At 59.7% G+C, this 17396-nt stretch carries 16 protein-coding genes; 9 read left to right on the top strand and 7 right to left on the bottom strand.

Annotation, left to right across the window (positions count from 1 at the left end; all coding sequences use genetic code 11):
* Positions 1 to 16 precede the first annotated feature (16 nt).
* Entirely contained in the window at positions 17 to 1327 is a 1311-nt protein-coding gene (locus V8G57_RS09935; protein ID WP_342829250.1) for a multifunctional CCA addition/repair protein, read from the top strand.
* Between the two features lie 23 nt (positions 1328 to 1350).
* Positions 1351 to 2061 (top strand): GNAT family N-acetyltransferase, encoded by a 711-nt coding sequence (locus tag V8G57_RS09930; protein ID WP_342829249.1) that lies wholly within the window; start codon positions 1351 to 1353, stop codon positions 2059 to 2061.
* Positions 2062 to 2086: 25 nt separating this feature from the next.
* On the opposite strand, the gene V8G57_RS09925 is transcribed toward V8G57_RS09930, so the two are convergent.
* Complete coding sequence (locus tag V8G57_RS09925; protein ID WP_092395160.1) at positions 2087 to 2605, bottom strand: Lrp/AsnC family transcriptional regulator; 519 nt, start codon at positions 2603 to 2605, stop codon at positions 2087 to 2089.
* Between the two features lie 143 nt (positions 2606 to 2748).
* Here V8G57_RS09925 and phhA point away from each other — a divergent pair, with 143 nt between their 5' ends.
* Both phhA and V8G57_RS09915 read left to right on the top strand, forming a co-directional pair.
* The gene (gene phhA / locus V8G57_RS09920) at positions 2749 to 3642 is read left to right on the top strand and encodes a phenylalanine 4-monooxygenase (protein ID WP_342829248.1); all 894 of its coding nucleotides are present in this window, start codon (positions 2749 to 2751) and stop codon (positions 3640 to 3642) included.
* Positions 3643 to 4005: 363 nt separating this feature from the next.
* Positions 4006 to 7647, top strand: a complete 3642-nt coding sequence (locus V8G57_RS09915; RefSeq protein WP_342829247.1) for an indolepyruvate ferredoxin oxidoreductase family protein — start codon at positions 4006 to 4008, stop codon at positions 7645 to 7647.
* 75 nt (positions 7648 to 7722) lie between these two features.
* Here V8G57_RS09915 and queC read toward each other — a convergent pair whose 3' ends face one another.
* From queC to V8G57_RS09900, 3 genes are read right to left on the bottom strand one after another with little or no spacing between them, the layout of a single operon-like run.
* Positions 7723 to 8433, bottom strand: a complete 711-nt coding sequence (gene queC, locus V8G57_RS09910) for a 7-cyano-7-deazaguanine synthase QueC (protein WP_342829246.1) — start codon at positions 8431 to 8433, stop codon at positions 7723 to 7725.
* 54 nt (positions 8434 to 8487) lie between these two features.
* Positions 8488 to 9249 (bottom strand): DUF3108 domain-containing protein, encoded by a 762-nt coding sequence (locus V8G57_RS09905; RefSeq protein ID WP_342829245.1) that lies wholly within the window; start codon positions 9247 to 9249, stop codon positions 8488 to 8490.
* A gap of 57 nt (positions 9250 to 9306) precedes the next feature.
* Positions 9307 to 10449 carry a DUF3108 domain-containing protein gene (locus V8G57_RS09900; RefSeq protein ID WP_342829243.1) on the bottom strand — a complete coding sequence of 381 codons (1143 nt, stop codon included), beginning with the start codon at positions 10447 to 10449 and terminating at the stop codon, positions 9307 to 9309.
* Between the two features lie 103 nt (positions 10450 to 10552).
* Here V8G57_RS09900 and V8G57_RS09895 point away from each other — a divergent pair, with 103 nt between their 5' ends.
* The 4 genes from V8G57_RS09895 to rfaE2 all read left to right on the top strand — a co-directional run bounded on the left by V8G57_RS09895 (position 10553) and on the right by rfaE2 (position 14237).
* Positions 10553 to 11875, top strand: coding sequence for a branched-chain amino acid ABC transporter substrate-binding protein (locus tag V8G57_RS09895; RefSeq protein WP_342829241.1), 1323 nt, complete (start codon positions 10553 to 10555; stop codon positions 11873 to 11875).
* A gap of 36 nt (positions 11876 to 11911) precedes the next feature.
* Positions 11912 to 12592, top strand: a complete 681-nt coding sequence (locus V8G57_RS09890) for a PhaM family polyhydroxyalkanoate granule multifunctional regulatory protein (RefSeq protein ID WP_342829240.1) — start codon at positions 11912 to 11914, stop codon at positions 12590 to 12592.
* 218 nt (positions 12593 to 12810) lie between these two features.
* Complete coding sequence (locus tag V8G57_RS09885; RefSeq protein WP_342829239.1) at positions 12811 to 13668, top strand: ferritin family protein; 858 nt, start codon at positions 12811 to 12813, stop codon at positions 13666 to 13668.
* 89 nt (positions 13669 to 13757) lie between these two features.
* Entirely contained in the window at positions 13758 to 14237 is a 480-nt protein-coding gene (gene rfaE2, locus V8G57_RS09880; protein WP_092395134.1) for a D-glycero-beta-D-manno-heptose 1-phosphate adenylyltransferase, read from the top strand.
* Between the two features lie 76 nt (positions 14238 to 14313).
* Here the strand turns inward: rfaE2 and V8G57_RS09875 are convergent, their stop codons facing one another.
* From V8G57_RS09875 to V8G57_RS09865, 3 genes are all read right to left on the bottom strand, one after another.
* On the bottom strand, positions 14314 to 14790 hold the full coding sequence (locus tag V8G57_RS09875; protein ID WP_092395131.1) for a copper chaperone PCu(A)C: 477 nt from the start codon (positions 14788 to 14790) through the stop codon (positions 14314 to 14316).
* A 137-nt stretch (positions 14791 to 14927) separates the two neighbouring features.
* Complete coding sequence (gene trmL, locus V8G57_RS09870; protein ID WP_092395128.1) at positions 14928 to 15410, bottom strand: tRNA (uridine(34)/cytosine(34)/5-carboxymethylaminomethyluridine(34)-2'-O)-methyltransferase TrmL; 483 nt, start codon at positions 15408 to 15410, stop codon at positions 14928 to 14930.
* Between the two features lie 53 nt (positions 15411 to 15463).
* Positions 15464 to 16222 carry a phosphoribosyltransferase family protein gene (locus V8G57_RS09865; RefSeq protein ID WP_342829237.1) on the bottom strand — a complete coding sequence of 253 codons (759 nt, stop codon included), beginning with the start codon at positions 16220 to 16222 and terminating at the stop codon, positions 15464 to 15466.
* A gap of 109 nt (positions 16223 to 16331) precedes the next feature.
* Here V8G57_RS09865 and V8G57_RS09860 point away from each other — a divergent pair, with 109 nt between their 5' ends.
* On the top strand, positions 16332 to 17276 hold the full coding sequence (locus V8G57_RS09860) for a methyltransferase domain-containing protein (RefSeq protein ID WP_342829236.1): 945 nt from the start codon (positions 16332 to 16334) through the stop codon (positions 17274 to 17276).
* Positions 17277 to 17396 lie beyond the last annotated feature (120 nt).

Genomic DNA, 17396 nt, shown 5'->3' with positions numbered 1-17396 from the left:
GGATTCAATAACAGCCATGAAAGTTTTTGCAGTCGGCGGCGCGGTACGCGACGAGTTGCTCGGACACCCGGTGAAAGACCGCGACTACGTGGTGGTCGGCGCTACGCCGGAAGACATGCTGGCGCAAGGGTTCCGCCCGGTCGGCAAGGATTTCCCGGTGTTCCTGCATCCCCGCACGCACGAGGAATATGCGCTGGCGCGCACCGAGCGCAAGACTGCGCCCGGCTACAAGGGGTTTGTGTTCCATACCGATCCCGACGTCACGCTGGAGCAGGACCTGGTGCGCCGCGACCTGACCATCAACGCCATTGCACGAGCCGAAGACGGCACGGTAGCGGATCCATTCAACGGCCGCCAGGATTTGCAGGACAAGATATTCCGCCATGTATCCGATGCTTTCGCCGAGGACCCGGTGCGCATCCTGCGCGTGGCCAGGTTCGCCGCGCGCTTTACCGATTTCACCGTGGCGCCTGAAACCAATGTGCTGATGCAGCGCATGGTGGCCGCCGGCGAAGTCGATGCGCTGGTGCCGGAGCGGGTGTGGCAGGAACTGGCGCGCGGCTTGATGGAAACGCAGCCGTCGCGCATGTTCGAGGTCTTGCGCGCATGCGGCGCCTTGGCGCGCATCTTGCCGGAACTGGATGTCCTGTGGGGCATACCGCAGCCGGAAAAATATCATCCGGAAATCGATACCGGCGTGCACGTGATGATGGTGGTGGACACCGCTGCCCGCGAAAACTATGCGTTGCCGGTACGCTTTGCCGCGCTGGCGCATGATCTCGGCAAAGGCGCGACGCCAGCCGCCGGCTGGCCTAGCCATCACGGTCACGAGGGGCTTGGCGTGGGGCTGGTGGAGCGGGTATGCCAGCGCCTCAAGGTGCCGGGCGAGGTGCGCGACCTGGCGCTGATGACGACGCGTGAGCACGGCAATGTCGGCCGCGCGTTCGAGCTGCGCGCGAACACCATCGTCAATCTTTTGGGGCGCTGCGACGCCTTTCGCAAGCCGCAGCGCTTCGTCGACATGCTGCGCGCCACTGAATGCGATTACCGCGGCAGGACCGGTTACGCCGGCAAGCCGTTTCCGCAATTCGCTTATCTGCAGGCCGTCCTGAAGGCGGCGCAGTCGGTCAATGCCGGGGTGATCGCCGGCATGTTCCAGCAACAGCCGCAACGGATACCCGACGCCATCCATGCGGCGCGTGTCGAAATGGTTGAGCAGGTAGTGCAAGCACGACGGCCCCATCCAGGTGGCCCTGACCCGGGCGGCCCTGACCCGGGCGGCCCTAACCCGGGCGGCCCTAACCCGGGTGGCCCTGATCCGGAGTAAGCTTATCCAACAGGAGAGCCAGGATGACCACTACAGATGCCAGGGCAGGTTCGGCCAGCGAGGCACCGGGAAAAGCCGGCGGCGCCGGCGCGGACACAACCAGGGCATCGCGCTCCACGATATTCGTCAAGGAATTGTCGCGCCGCGCTCGCTGGCGTTTGCTGCGCCATTTCCTGGCGTTGAATAGCGGCGATCGCCTGTTGCGCTTCGGTTCGGTATTGTCGGACGAACTGGTCAGCCGCTATGTTGAAAATATCGATTTTTCACGCGACACGGTGTTTGGCGTCTACGACCGCAAATTGCGCCTGCTCGGCGTCGGCCACCTGGCGTTTGCGCCGCGCGAAGCGATGCCCTCGGTGAGCGCTTCCACCACCAAGGAGCGGGTGGCCGAGTTCGGTGTCTCGGTCGCTGCTTCTGCGCGCGGCATGGGAGTCGGCAGCCGTTTGTTCGAGCGGGCCGCCATCCGTTGCCGCAACGTCGATATCGACACCTTGTACATGCACTGCCTGTCGTCAAACAAAGTGATGATGCACATCGCGAAAAAAGCCGGCATGGCCATCCATCGCGACTACGGCGAGGCTGACGCCTATCTGAAGCTGCCGCCGGCCAACCCGGCCAGCGTATTGCAGGAAGCGGTCCAGGAACAGGTGGCGACGCTCGACTACACACTCAAGGCGAACTTGCGTGCCGCGCTGAAATGGCTGGGCAGCTTGCCCGGCATCAAGCGCGACTGAAGCGGCCTCGCCGCTCAAAGTCCTTTCAAAGCAAGGGCAGTGCAGTGGTGTCCTTGATGCGCTGCAGGGCAAAGCTCGATTTGACGTCCAGCACCGCCGGATGGCGTAGCAGCGTCTCCATCATGAAGCGCGAAAAATGGGTCATGTCTTCCACATGCACCCGCAGCAGGAAATCCATTTCGCCGGTCATCGCGTAGCACACGACGACTTCCGGCCATTGTTCCACCGCGGCTGAAAAAGAGGCGCGCGGCGACATGGCCTGGTGCTGCGCCGCGGCCTTGGTGCCGCTCAGGTACTGCGGGTCGCTATGTTTTTCCAGGCGCACGTTGATGTAGGCCAGCAGGCCCAGGCCGATCTTGTCCGGCTCCAGCAGCGCCACGTATTGCCGTATCACGCCGGCCTGTTCCAGCTGCTTGATGCGGCGCAGGCATGGCGACGGCGACAGGTTGACCCTTTCGGCCACTTCCTGGTTGCTCAGGCGGCCATCCTCCTGCAAGATCGCCAGAATTTTACGGTCTGTTGCATCCATTGCAATCGTTGGCATAAATGACCCTAAAGAGAATGATTTTCATGTGATTATTGCGCAAATTTTTTCATACAGGGCGAATTTTGCAATTAACTGCCATCAACTCAGCCCTATACTGTAGGTATTCAAGCGCTCGGCGCGTTTAGCTCAGGAAAACGAAAATGGATGCAAAGGTAAAGAGTGCAGGTGTCAATACCGACGATTTTTTTGCCACGGTCGCTGAAAAATCGGACGGCGCGGCATTGCGCGGCGATTACAGCAAGATCGATGCGCAATACGTCGTCAAGCAGGACTGGGATGCTTACACGCCGGAGCAGCACGCGCTGTGGCGCCGCCTGTACCAGCGGCAAGCCAAGCTGATTCCGGGACGGGCTTGCGATGTATTCATCGAAAGCCTGGAAATGCTGAACATCGGCGACGGCATTCCGCGCTTTGAAGACAGCTCGGCCCTGCTGTTCAAGGCTACCGACTGGACCCTGGTGGCGGTGCCGGGCCTGGTGCCGGACCATACTTTCTTCGAGCACCTGGCCAACCGCCGTTTTCCGGTCACGGTCTGGTTGCGCAATCCTGAAGAGTTCGACTACATCGTCGAACCGGACGTATTCCATGATTTTTTCGGCCATGTGCCGCTGCTGTTCAACCCGATTTTTGCCGATCACCTGCAGGAATACGGCAAGGGCGCCCTGAAGGCGATGAAGCTGGACGGTCTGTCGATGCTGGCGCGCCTGTACTGGTACACCGTCGAATTCGGCTTGATCCAGAGCCCCGAGGGCTTGCGCGTGTACGGCGCCGGGATCCTGTCCTCGGGCGGCGAAATCGAGCATTGCCTGACCAGCCCGGCGTCGCTGCGCCTGCCGTTCGATGTCGAACGCGTGATGCGGACCTTGTACAAGATCGATTCCTATCAGGAAACGTATTTCGTGATTGACGATTTCCAGCAGCTGTTCAACGATACCGCGCCGGATTTCACGCCGATGTACCAGCGGCTGAAGGCGCTGGAACCGTTGCCGGCGAACACTTTGTTGCCTGGCGAAGCAAACCTGGCGCTGAAATAAAAAAGCGGATTCTGCCGGGGAGGGCAGAATCCGCAAACTAGTGATAATGGGAACACTAGAGGGAGGAATGCCCGACATGACTGGCCCTGGGGGAGGTATTCAGCCATATCAGACAAGGTGCCATTACACGCCCAGTTGATTCCCATTCCTATTTGATTTACCAGTTGTTACAGTTGTTACGCCCGTTTTTCCGGGGCTATTTGCTGCGGCGTGCATTGAGAGAAGTACCCGCTTGTGATAATGTGCGAGCGCAATGAGCAGTAAAAAAACAGGACGGTTTGCCCACAAGGCGAAGACGTTTTACCGCGTAGGATAACCTCCACGCAGTGCAATCAAAAACATAATTTTTGGCACGGAGACTGAATGAACGCACCACTCAAATCGGCGCAAGCCTTGCTGCCTACACAATCGGCGCAAGCGTCTGAAGCTGACGGCATTTCCCTGGATGACAAATTTACACTGGAGCGTGGCCGTGCTTTCATGACGGGCACACAGGCCATCATCCGCTTGCCGATGCTGCAACGGCAACGCGATGTCTTGGCAGGCTTGAACACCGCCGGCTTTGTTACCGGCTATCGCGGTTCGCCGCTGGGCAGCGTCGACATGACCGCCGCCAAGGCAAAAAAATACCTCGACGCGCACCACGTCAAGTTCCATCCCGGCATGAACGAAGACCTGGCAGCAACCAGTGTCTGGGGCACGCAGCAGGTGAACCTGTTTCCGGGCGCCCAATACGACGGCGTATTCGGCATGTGGTACGGCAAAGGGCCCGGCGTTGACCGCTGCGGCGACGTCTTCAAGCATGCAAACATGGCCGGCACTTCCCAGCATGGCGGCGTGCTGGTGCTGGCCGGCGATGACCATGCTGCAAAATCCTCGACCACCGCCCATCAAAGCGAACATATCCTGAAAGCATGCGGCATCCCGGTGCTGTACCCGTCCTCGGTGCAGGAATACCTCGATTACGGCATGCATGGCTGGGCCATGAGCCGTTATACCGGCCTGTGGGTATCGATGAAATGCGTGACCGACCTGGTCGAGTCCGGCGCTTCGGTCGATCTCGATCCGGACCGCGTCAAGATCGTCCTGCCGACCGCTGCCGATCTTGAACTGCCGCCGGACGGCTTGAACATCCGCCTGCCGGACACCGTGCTGGGACAGGAAGCGCGGATGAACAACTACAAATGGTATGCCGCGCTGACCTATGCGCGCGTCAACAAGCTCAACCAGATCATCTGGGACAGCCCGGTTGCCAAGATCGGCATCATCACCGCCGGCAAATCCTACCTGGATACACGCCAGGCGCTGGCCGACCTCGGCATCGATGAAAGCGTGGCGCGCGACATCGGCATCCGCCTGTACAAGATCGGCATGACCTGGCCGCTGGAAGCGGAAGGCGTGCGCGAATTTGCGCAAGGACTGGAAGAAATCCTGGTGGTGGAAGAAAAACGCCAGATCCTGGAATACCAGGTCAAGGAAGAACTGTACAACTGGCGCGACGATGTCCGGCCACGCGTAGTCGGCAAGTTCGACGATACCGGCGAATGGAGCAACCGCAGCGGCGAAGGCCATGGCGACTGGCTGCTGCCGGCGACCTACGAATTGAATCCGGCGCAGATCGCCAGGGCGATTGCGACGCGCATTTCGAAGTACTTCGCCGGCCATCCGGTGGCGCAGCGGGTGCAGCAGCGGGTCGCATACCTGGAAGCCAAGGAAGCGTTGCTCAATATCAGCAGCAAGCCCGATCCGAACAAGGACCGCATCCCGCATTTCTGTTCCGGCTGCCCGCACAATACCTCTACCAAGCTGCCGGACGGCAGTCGTGGCCTGGCAGGTATCGGCTGCCACTACATGGTGTTGTGGATGGACCGGGAATCGTCGACGTTTACCCATATGGGCGGCGAAGGCGTGACCTGGGTCGGCCAGGCGCCATTTACATCTGAAAAACACGTCTTCGCCAACCTGGGCGACGGCACCTATTTCCACTCCGGCCTGCTGGCGATCCGCGCCTCGGTCGCAGCCAAGGTCAACATCACCTACAAGATCTTGTTCAACGATGCGGTCGCCATGACCGGCGGCCAGGCTTTCGATGGCCCGCTCGACCCAGCCATGATTTCGCGCCAGATCGCCGCCGAAGGCGTGACGCCGATTATCGTGGTGACCGACGAGCCGGACAAATACGCCGCCGGCACCGACTGGGCGCCAGGCGTCACCATCCGCCATCGCAGCGAACTCGACGCCGTGCAGCGTGAACTGCGCGAGATCAGCGGCACGTCGGCGATGATTTACGACCAGACCTGCGCTTCGGAAAAACGCCGCCGCCGGAAACGCAATGAATATCCGGACCCGGCCAAACGCGCCGTGATCAATGAAGCGGTATGCGAAGGCTGCGGCGATTGCAGCGTGCAATCGAATTGCCTGTCGGTGGAACCGCTGGAGACCGAATTCGGCCGCAAGCGGCAGATCAACCAGTCTTCATGCAACAAGGATTTTTCCTGCGTCACCGGTTTTTGCCCGAGTTTCGTCACGGTCGAAGGCGGCAGCTTGAAGAAGCCGGCCAAAATTGCCGCGACGCCGGCGACAGCTGCGGCCCCTGTGGCCAGCCTGCCGTCGCCGGTCCTGCCGAATACGGTAAAACCTTTCGGCATCCTGGTGACCGGCATCGGCGGCACCGGCGTGGTGACCATCGGCCAGATCCTGGCCATGGCTGCCCACGTCGAAGGCAAAGGCTGTTCGGTGCTGGACATGAGCGGCCTGGCGCAAAAGGGCGGGCCGGTGATGTCGCATGTGCGGCTGGCCGATCATCCCGACGATATCTACTCGACCCGTGTCGGCACCGGCGATGCCGACCTGGTGATCGGCTGCGACTCGATTGTCAGCGCCAGCCGCGATGCCTTGTCGCGCATGGGCGAGGGACGCACCTTCGCTGCGATCAATGCAACCCGCACGCCTACCGCCGCTTTCGTCAAGAATCCGGACTGGCAGTTCCCCGATGCCGCCGCAGAGCAGGATATACGCGCAGCGTGCGGCAGCGACCGCGTGGAATTCATCGACGCCGGCCGCATTGCCACCGCCTTGATGGGCGACGCCATCGCCACCAACATGTTCATGCTCGGTTATGCATGGCAAAAAGGCTGGGTGCCGTTGCTAGAGGCATCGCTGATGCGGGCGATTGAATTGAACGCCTTGCAGGTCGCCTTCAACAAGCAAGCCTTCGTCTGGGGCCGTACCGCGGCTTGCGACCTGGCTGGGCTGGAAAAACGTACCCGCCTCAGCGATACGCCGGCGCAGGTGATTGAATTCAAGCGCGCACCGAACCTGGATGAACTGGTCAAGCGTCGCGTCGCTATCCTGACGTCTTACCAGGATGCGGCATATGCGGAGCAGTATCGCGTCTTCGTCGAGCAGGTGCAGGCAGCCGAAGCGCAGCTGCCTCACGCCGAAAGCGGACGTGGCGCACAGCGCTTGAGCCTGGCGGTTGCTACCTACCTGTTCAAGCTGATGGCCTACAAAGATGAATACGAGGTAGCGCGTTTATATACCGACGGTGCTTTCAAGGCCAAGATCGCCGGCATGTTTGAAGGCGATTACAAGCTCAAGTTCCACCTGGCGCCGCCGCTGCTGGCCAAGCACGATGTGCACGGCCATCTGATCAAGCAGGAATTCGGCCCGTGGATGATGCGTGCTTTTGGCCTGCTGGCCAAATTGAAATTCCTGCGCGGCGGCGCCCTGGACATTTTCGGGTATACGGCTGAGCGCAAGGAGGAGCGCGGCCTGATCGTGCACTACAAGGAAATCGTTGCTTCCTTGTTGCCGCAATTGACTGCAGATAACCTGGCTGCTGCCGTGGCAATCGCCAGCGTCCCGGAGGAAATCCGCGGTTACGGCCACGTCAAGGAACGGCACCTGGCCGCAGCACGCATCAAGGAAACGCAGCTGCTCAATCAGTTCGGTCATCCCACGCCGGAACATAAGGCGGAGTTGTCGCGCTCGATCGCAGCTTGATCGAACACGATAAAAAACGGCCGGCAGATGAATATCTGCCGGCCGTTTTTATTTGTGCGCCGGTGCGCGGATGGATCAGGCGCCGGCGGCTTGCCTGAATTGCTGATATCCCCGCGCACGCAAGGCGCAAGCCGGGCAGGTGCCGCAGCCATAACCCCAGTCATGCAGCGCACCGCGCTGGCCCAGGTAGCAGGTATGGGTGTCGGCCCGGATCAGGTCGACCAGGGCGTCGCCGCCGAGGTCCTGCGCAAGTTTCCAGGTCTCCGACTTGTCGATCCACATCAATGGTGTTTCCAGCTTGAGCTGGGTCGCCATGCCAAGGTTCAGCGCCACCTGCAAGGCTTTCATGGTGTCGTCGCGGCAATCGGGATAGCCGGAAAAATCGGTTTCGCACATGCCGCCCACCAGCACATTCAAGCCGCGCCGATAGGCAACCGTGGCCGCTACCGTCATGAACAGCAGGTTGCGGCCTGGCACGAAGGTATTCGGCAGGCCGTTTTCCTGCATCACGATTTCAACGTCTTCGGTCATCGCGGTCGATGAAATTTTCGAAATCAGCGACAGGTCGATCAAGTGGTCTTCGCCCAGCTTGCCGGCCCATTGCGGAAACTGGGCGCGGATTTTCTGCAGCAGGACCGGGCGCACGGTCAGTTCGACCGCATGCCGCTGGCCGTAGTCGAAGCCGATCGTCTCGACCCGCTCATAGCGTGACAAAGCCCAAGCCAGGCAAGTAGTGGAGTCCTGGCCGCCGCTAAACAGGACGATGGCGCCGTTTGGTGTAGTCATGTGATTTACTGTTCAAAGAGATTCAAGTAGGGATTGCATGCCTTGATTCCAGGCTTATTTGCCGGCCTTGTTGCTGACCTGCTGCAGGGTTTGTTCGACAAAGTCCTTGTTCGGATCGGTAAACCGCAAGCGCACCGGATACCATTCCAGGGACGGCGCCAGCCAGATGTCCAGCTGCTGGTCCTTGGCGTCCGGCGGCGGCGCCTTGAAAATGTGGACTGTATCCAGGTCACCCAGCGGCGTCTTGATTTTTTCAGTGCTGATGACCTTGAACGTCCACGGCTCTGCATCGCGCATGCCGGCTACAAAGAAGGTCCAGTCGGAACCTGGCTTGAACTGCTGCGGCGCTGCCCGCGCCACCGAAATCAGTTGCCAGATGATGCTGGTGCGATCCTGTTCGCCGCCTTTTATCGGATAACTCTCGCTGGATTCGGAAAAGCCGATGGTGCCGCTATCGCGATGGAAGGTGGTGGTGGTCGCTTCCTTGCGAAAACGCTTGTTGACGAATTGGGTCGGCGCCAGGCCAAAGCTGTCGATGGCGCCTTCGCTGGAAGCTTCGAGGATTTTTCCAAACAGCATGGCGCGGGTTTCCGACTTGACGCTGAAACGCTTGTCGTCCACCTGCCATTTGACGCTGCCTTCGCCGCCCAGCGTAATGCCGCTCTGCTTGGCCTGGATCGCGTAAGTCAGGTCAGCCGACGGCGGCAGGTCTATCTTGTACTTGCTCGCCGAGTGATCGGTGGCCGCTGCGGAAGCTGTCAGCATGCTGCAGCACAGTGCGGCGGCCAGGGATAGGCGGAGTAAGGATGGTTTCATGGTTTTCCAAAAAAATGATGCCGTTTTCAAAATACTTGATCCGATGCCTCAGGCAGATCAATTTGCCGATGCCGTATCCAGCCGTTTCATCTTGGACAGCGACATGTCCAGATAGTCGCCGTTGGTTTCGGTAAAGCGCAGTTTGACCGGATACCATTCCTGTTGCGGCGCCAGCCAGATATCTAGGCGTTGCTCATGCGAGCCCGCCTGTGGAATGCGAATTACATGCCAGGCGTCGAAATCGTCGCCGCCGACCGTAATCTTTTCCTGGCCGATGATCTGCATGCGCCAGGTTTCCGCATCCACCGGACCGGCAACGAATATGTCGATCACCGCACCTGCAGCGAATTGCGCGCTGTCGCCGCGGCCGATGCTGGCCAGTTGCCAGACCACGCTGGCGCGGTCCTGTTCGCCGCCGCTGCGTGGATAGCTGTTCTGCGACGATGAAAAAATGATGTTGTTCAGTTCACGATGAAAAATGGTCTGGGTAGCAGGTTTGCGGAAGCGTTTTTGCGTATAAGTCACCGGCGCTATGCCAAAACCGTTGATTTCGCCTTCGCTTTTGAAATCAAGGACGGTAATGAACAGGGCGCCGGCCTCGCCGTTGATGGTGTAGCCCCCGCCATCGGTTTGCCAGGTGATTTTGCCGCTGCCGTGATAATTCTGGCCCTTCTGCAAGGCTTCTACATTGTATTTCAGCTCTGCCGACGGCGGTGGACTGGTCTGGTAGTGCTTGCCGGCCGCGGGCGCCGCCTCGGCTTGCGCCACTGGTTCGGTTGCCGGCGGAGTGGCGGCGCTAGCCGCAGCCGTGCCAACCGCCGGATCGGTTGATGCCGGAGCGGCCGGCTCGGCGCTGACGATCGGCGTCACGGTTTCCCTGATGGGCGTGTCCGGCACTTCCACTGCCGGTTCGGGGGCCGGCCGCGGTTTTGGCGCTGCCTTGGGGGCTGGCTTGGTGCTGGGCTTGGGCTTCGGCTCCTGGGGCAACAGCACCGGTTTTTCGACTGCTGGCAAAGGCGTCAGGTTGGCCATTATCACGGGTTCGGGGCGGTTGACCGGCACCGGCACGCCGAATTGGCGGTTGCCCCAGGCGATCAGGAGTATGTGCAGCAACAAGGTGAGCAATAGCACCCATAGCCAGCGGCTACGGCTGGCAAAGGGATAGCTCGGCGTTGTGGATGGTGCAGAAGAAGACGACATCCGCATAGTGTAAACGTATCCGCCGGGATTAAGCTTGGCAACAGTGAGGCGGGCGATAAACCACGTAAAATATTGTATTTACATCAAACAAGAATGATCGCCGATGCCTTACCGTTTCCCCCATGCTGCCAGCGTCGCCCTGGCATTCGCGCTGGCCACGGGCGCCCAGGCGCCGGCCGCATCCGCCGCGCCGGCCGGTTTGCCGCCGATCCGGCTTGGCATGATCGAAGGCATGTCGGGGCCTTTCGCCAATGCGGGCGAAGCGGTAGAGCGCAATATCCGGTTTGCGGTGGAGCAGGTGAATGCGCGAGGCGGCGTGCGCTTGCCAGATGGCAAACATTTGTTGAGCCTGACCGTGTTTGACAGCAAGCAAGGCGTGGAGGACGCGTTATTGCAGCTGAAGCAACTGACCGACCAGAAAATCCCGTTCGTGCTGGAGGGCAACAGCTCCGCGGTTGCCGGCGCGCTGGTGGATGCGATCAACAAGCATAACCTCCGCAGCCCGGATAATCGGGTGCTGTTCCTGAACTACTCGGCGGTCGATCCGGTCTTGACCGGCGAAAAATGCAGCTTCTGGCATTTTCGTTTTGACGCCAATGCCGACATGCGCATGCAGGCGCTGGTGGATGTCATCAAAACCGACAGCAAGGCAAAAAGCGTTTACCTGATCGGCCAGGACTACAGTTTCGGCCAGCAGGTCGCCAAGGCTGCGCGCCGGCAGCTGCAGGCGGCGCGGCCGGATATCAGGATAGTCGGCGATGAGTTGCACCCGATCGGCAAGGTCAAGGATTTTGCGCCCTATATCGCCAAGATCCGCGCCAGCGGCGCCGATACGGTTATCACCGGCAACTGGGGTAACGACCTGACCTTGCTGGTGAAAGCCGCGAAAGAGGCGGGGCTGCATCTCAAGTTCTACACTTTCTATGCCAATAGCCTGGGAGCGCCGGCAGCCATCGGCGATGCCGGCGTGGGCACGGTGCGCGCTGTGGCGGAATGGCACCCCAACGCGGTCGATGGCAATGCCGCCAGCGATGCGTTTTACCGCAGTTTCCGGCAGCGTTATCCGCAGCCAAAAGATGACTATCTGTTTTTGCGTATGGATGTCATGATCGACATGCTGGCAACCGCCATCGAAAAAGCCCGGACCATTGACGCGATCGCCGTGGCGCGAGCCCTGGAAGGAGCGCAGTACAAGAGCCGATTCCATGAAGCCAGCATGCGCGCCAGCGATCATCAGCTGATACAGCCTTTGTACGTGGCCGTGATGCAAAGGCTTGCCGACGGCGGTATCCGGTTTGATAATGAAGGCAGCGGCTACGGCTTCAAGACCGAACGTTACCTGGCGCCGGCGGCAACGGCGACGCCCAGTACTTGCCAGATGCGGCGTCCGCAGGATGAGGCTTCGACCCCGGGCGCAAGTCGATAGCTGTTGTAGATAAATGATCTCTGAAGGAGATAAGTGATGAGCCGTTCTAGTATTCCAGGAGCCGACGCAATGCAGGATAGTCTCGAATTCATCAAGAAAATGTGGGGCGGCATGGGCGTGCCGGGCATGGTTGTTCCTACCTTGTCGGTGGAAGAAATCAACAAGAAGATCGGCGACCTGAAAGCCGTGGAGTCGTGGCTGAATCTCAACCTGAACATGTTGCGCACCACGATACAGGCGCTTGAAGTGCAGAGCGGGACCATTTCCGCGCTGCAGGCAATGGCGGCAGTCAATCAGGCCAGCGCGGATCGGCAAGACAGCGGCGATGCCGAACCCGGTCCAAGCGCATGGGCGGCTGCGGCAGGCTTTCCGTTTTCATTCATGAACCCGGTGCAGGAACCAGTTGCTCCGCCAGCGCAAGCTGCGCCGGCGGCTGAAGCTGAAAGCCCGCCCGCGGCAAGCGGCATGGCGGAACCTGCGCTGGGCAATTCCAACGCCTGGTGGGATTTGCTGCAGAACCAGTTCAAGCAAGCCGTCAATAGCGTAGCCGCGGCGGAAAAAATGGCCATGCCGGCGAAAACCGAGGCGAAGCCGGCAGCCAAGCCGCGCAGCAAAGCAAGCAATGCGGCATCCAAGCCCGCCGGCAAGAAAAACGGTACGGCTGCCGGCGACAAGGCAGTTCCGCGCTCAGGCAAGGCCAAGGTTGTTTCGAAATAATGTAATGACAAGCCTGGTTTTTGGATAGCTTGACTCGCGTCGGATACGTGCGATGATTAAAGATCGGTGCTTGGATGGAAAACTCTAAGTGATACCTTGACTTTGTTGTGATTTGAGCAGGATTTTCAGGAAAAACTCGGCCGTCAGCCGGTTTATAAACGGTCTTGTAACAAATTCTTGGTAAAATCGAACAGTTAACTCACTTGCTTAAGGTATGTATGCTGTATCCAGAACTGTTTAAATCGCTGGAACAAGTCCGTTGGAACATGGAGACCGATATTCCATGGGACAAGTTTGACGCCTCCCAGCTGTCCGACGAACAAGCTCAAACTATTCGTATGAATGCGATTACGGAATGGTCGGCGCTGCCTGCAACCGAGATGTTCTTGCGCGATAACCACGGCGACAGCGATTTTTGCGCTTTCATGTCGGTCTGGTTTTTTGAAGAGCAGAAGCATTCCCTGGTGCTGATGGAATACCTGCGCCGTTTCCGCCCTGAACTGGTGCCTACCGAAGCCGAGCTGGACAAAGTGCGTTTCGAATTCGATCCGGCGCCGCCGCTGGAAACCCTGATGATGCATTTCTGCGGCGAGATCCGCCTCAACCACTGGTACCGTTGCGCCTCCGACTGGCACACCGAGCCTGTCATCAAGCAGATCTACAAGATCATCAGCCAGGACGAAGCGCGCCATGGCGGCGCTTACCTGCGTTACATGAAGAAGGCTTTGTCTGAAGTGGGCGACAGCGCTTCTGCCGCTTTCGCCAAGATCGGCGTGTTGATGGCGTCGGCCCGCCGTACCGAAAAACCGCTGCACCCGACCAACCTGCACGTGAACCAGTCGCTGTTCCCGAACGACACGGTGCAGAGCCGCCTGCCGGACCCGGAGTGGCTGGAGCGCTGGCTGGACGATCAGATCAAGTTCGACGGCGTGTGGGAAAAGAAGGTGGTCGACCGCATCCTGCACAATATGTCTTTGCTGTTTGAACGCACTTTCGATACGGTGCAGGAACTGAACCGCTATCGCAAGGAAGTCGTGGCCCGCCTTGCTGCCTTGACGCCTGCTCCGGCAGCCTGATGTGACGGCGCCAGGCTTTGGCGCCGCCGCGACCGCAGACAATCTGTTTGATTCCAAGCCGCAGCTGTTGCGGCTTTTTCATATTCGCCATGCCTAAATTTGAAACCAAGCTTTGCACCCGCGCTGAATTGACATCCCGTGTGGCCGCCTTGCCGCAGCCGGTGGTGCTGACCAACGGCGTATTCGATATCCTGCACCGTGGCCATGTCACATACCTGGCGCAGGCGCGCGAGCAGGGCGCTGCACTGGTGGTGGCGGTGAATACCGACGCCTCGGTCAAGCGCCTGGGCAAGGGCGACGACCGGCCGATCAATGCCTGTGCCGACCGCATGGCCGTATTGGCAGCGCTGGAAGCCGTCAGCCTGGTGGTTGAGTTTGATGAAGATACTGCCTTGGAAGTCGTGCAGGAAGCGCGGCCCGGGGTATATGTCAAAGGCGGCGATTACCAGATGGACGCCATTCCAGAGGGACAGGCGGTGCTGGCATATGGCGGGCAGGTGGTGGCGATCCCATTTGCGCATGACCGCTCGACCAGCAAGTTGCTGGACAAAGTGCGCCAAGGCTCCTGATCGTCAATCGTCGGCATCGGCAAGATGAAAAAAAAGCGCGGATTCCGCGCTTTTTTTATGCGTACATCGTTTGTCTTCAGTGCTGGTGCGGCGCGTCGGCTGCCTTGCCGCTCAGGTCGGTGACGTATACCGATACTTCAACTTTGCCGGCTTTTTGGAAGGTCAGCGTCAGCGGAAATTTGTCGCCAGCCTTCAACGGCTGCGCCAGGCCCATCAGCATGATGTGATAGCCGTGGCCCGGCGTCATGTCGACGGTGCTCGCCGGCGGTAGTGCAATCTCGCCGACTTCACGCATTTTCATGACATTGCCATCCATCGCCATGGTGTGGATCTCGGCGCTTTTGGCGGCCGGTGAGCTGACGCCTATCAATTTGTCCGCCTCCTTGCCCTTGTTTTCGATACTCAGGAAGGCGCCGCCACTTGGCTGGCCTGGCACCGTGGCGCGTGCATAGGGATGGCCGATGTGCAGGCTGCCGAGTTCGTATTCATGCGCATGGGCGGAGACACCGAGGGCGAGGGCGCAGAAAAGCAGGGAAACGGAACGTAAAGACATGATGGACCTCTGATTAATTTGGGAAATACCAACGGCAAATCGAAGAAAATGCGGTGACTGGAAACATCATGCTTATTTGCAAGATGATGGATTATAACAATCGCAGCGCGGTTGTCTCTTTATCAAGTGAAATCGATTCAGGCTCCGCCGCTATAGCCGTTCTGGCGCCATGCCTCATACACCACGACCGCCACGGTATTGGACAGGTTCAGGCTGCGGTTATCGGGCCGCATCGGCAGGCGGATGCGCTGCGAGGGGGCAAATGATTCGCGCAATGCCGGGTCCAGCCCGCGCGTTTCCGAGCCGAATACAAAGACATCGCCTGGCTGGAAGCTGAGATCGGCAAACGGCGTCGAGCCGTGGGTGGTCATGGCGAACATGCGGCTAGGATCGTAGGCGCCGGCGGCGCGCATGCTGGTTACGAAGGCATCCCAGCCGGCATGCACCTGCATGGTGGCGTAATCGTGATAATCCAGGCCGGCCCTGCGCATCTTGCTGTCATCCAGGGGAAAGCCAAGTGGTTCAATCAGATGCAATTGCGCACCGGTGTTGGCGCACAGGCGGATGATGTTGCCGGTATTCGGCGGTATTTCCGGTTCAACCAGTACGACGTGGAACAACGTGATTCTCCTAACGTATGTAATCAATGGTAATCAATGGATCGCAAGAATGGTCATGGCGTCCTTGCAAACACAAAATTGGTAATGCGGCGGGCGCCATGCCGGCGTAGCGTTTGCGCCAGCGCATGCAGTGTTTCGCCGGTAGTCATGACATCATCGACTACGCCTATGTGGCGGCCGCGTATCTGCGCGATGGCGGCCGGCGGCACGATAAACGCCTGGCGCAGGTTGCGGCGCCTTTGTTCCAGGTCCGGCGCCAGCGACTGCGGCAAGGTATCGCGTTGCCGCAACAGCAAGCCGTGCTGCAAGCCTAGCCCAAGCAGGCGCGCCAGGGGTTTGGCTATTTCCAGCGCCTGGTTGAAACCGCGCTGCTGCAGGCGCTGGGCGCTGAGCGGCACGGCCGTCATGATATCCGGCAAATCCGCCGGCAGGCCCTGATGATCGCTGATGCGGCTGGCGTCGCACAACATGTGTGCAAATACGGGCGCCAGCGCCAGTCGGCCGCCGAATTTCAGCGCCAGGACCAGTTGGTCCGCCGGCGCGCCATAGTCGCAGGCTGCGATGGTGGCGTCGAAGGCGCGCGGCTGTTTCAGGCAATTGCCGCATGACACCGGGCCATGGCCATCGTACCGGGGCAGCGGATTTGCGCATTGGTTACAGCGCGGCTGGCCGCTGGAAAAATAGCGCCCGCTGCAGCCATCGCAAATGATGCGCTTGCCGTTGCGCCCGCATAGTGCGCAGCAGGACGGCATGGCCGCCAGGATGCGGGCTAGTTGCTGTCGCGGCCAATGGCGTAATTGGGGAAATAACACTGGGCGGATCCCGTTCTGGTCGGATGGATGTCGGTACGCTCAGCCTACAGGCTATCAAGCGTGTAAACTACTGGCGATTATCGCATTTCATCTCACCTGCCGGATTCCGATGTCTACCTCACTCCCTCCTTTTGAAGCCAGTCAAAGTGCGCCGATCGACCTGCGCCGGGTACGCCGGCTGTTTGCCCAGCCTGCGCTGGTGCGCGAATCCGAATTCATGCGCCGTGAAATTTCAAGCCGCATGCATGAGCGTCTTGCCCTGGTGAAACTTGCCCCGCAGCGCGTGCTGGATGCCGGTTGCGGCGCCGGCCCGGATATCTATACGTTGCAGCAGCGCTTCAGCGAAGCCGCCATTATCGGACTGGATGCGTCTGCCGCCATGCTATCGATGGCAAAAGAGCAGCGCCAGACGGCGCAGCTGTCGGTCAATCGCCTGTTAAAGAAGTGGCTGCCGTTTACCGGCAACAGCGATGAACTGGCGTCCGACCTTGTGTGCGGCGATTTTGCGCAGCTGCCGCTGGCGCCAAATACGGTCGACCTGGTCTGGTCCAACCTGGCCCTGCACTGGCATCCGCAGCCAGACCGGGTGTTCGCCGAGTGGCGCCGCGTATTGCGGGTGGATGGCTTGCTGATGTTCTCCTGCTTCGGCCCCGACACATTCAAAGAATTGCGTAATGCTTTTGCCGGCGTCGATGACGGCGCGCACGTACTGCCTTTCGTCGACATGCATGATTTTGGCGACATGCTGGTCAATGCCGGTTTCTCGACGCCGGTCATGGACATGGAAAGCATCACGGTTACTTATGACACAGTGGAGAAATTGCTGGCCGATGTCCGCGCCTGGGGCGGCAATCCGCTGGCGACGCGAGGCCGCGGCTTGTTGGGGCGCGCCGCCGGGGCCCGTATCAAAGCCGCGCTGGAAGCAGGGCGCCGGCCGGACGGCAAATTGCCGCTCACTTTTGAAATCGTCTACGGCCATGCGTTCCGGCCAGTACCCAAAACCACCAGTGGCGGCGAGTCGATCGTGCAGTGGAACCTGGGTAAAAGCAGGTAAATGAAAATATATTTAACAAAGGGCTTGCGGGGAAGAAGGAGGGTTGCTATAGTTCGCCTCCCGTTGAGAACGACGCGAAATGAACGAAGCAGCTGAGGTAGGAAAGAGGCTGATTTGTGA

This window comes from Collimonas rhizosphaerae (genome assembly GCF_038896935.1).
In the GTDB taxonomy this organism is placed as follows: Bacteria; Pseudomonadota; Gammaproteobacteria; order Burkholderiales; family Burkholderiaceae_D; genus Collimonas; species Collimonas rhizosphaerae.
Note: the sequence above shows the minus strand (reverse complement) of the source record. Positions and strands in the feature narration are given on the sequence as shown.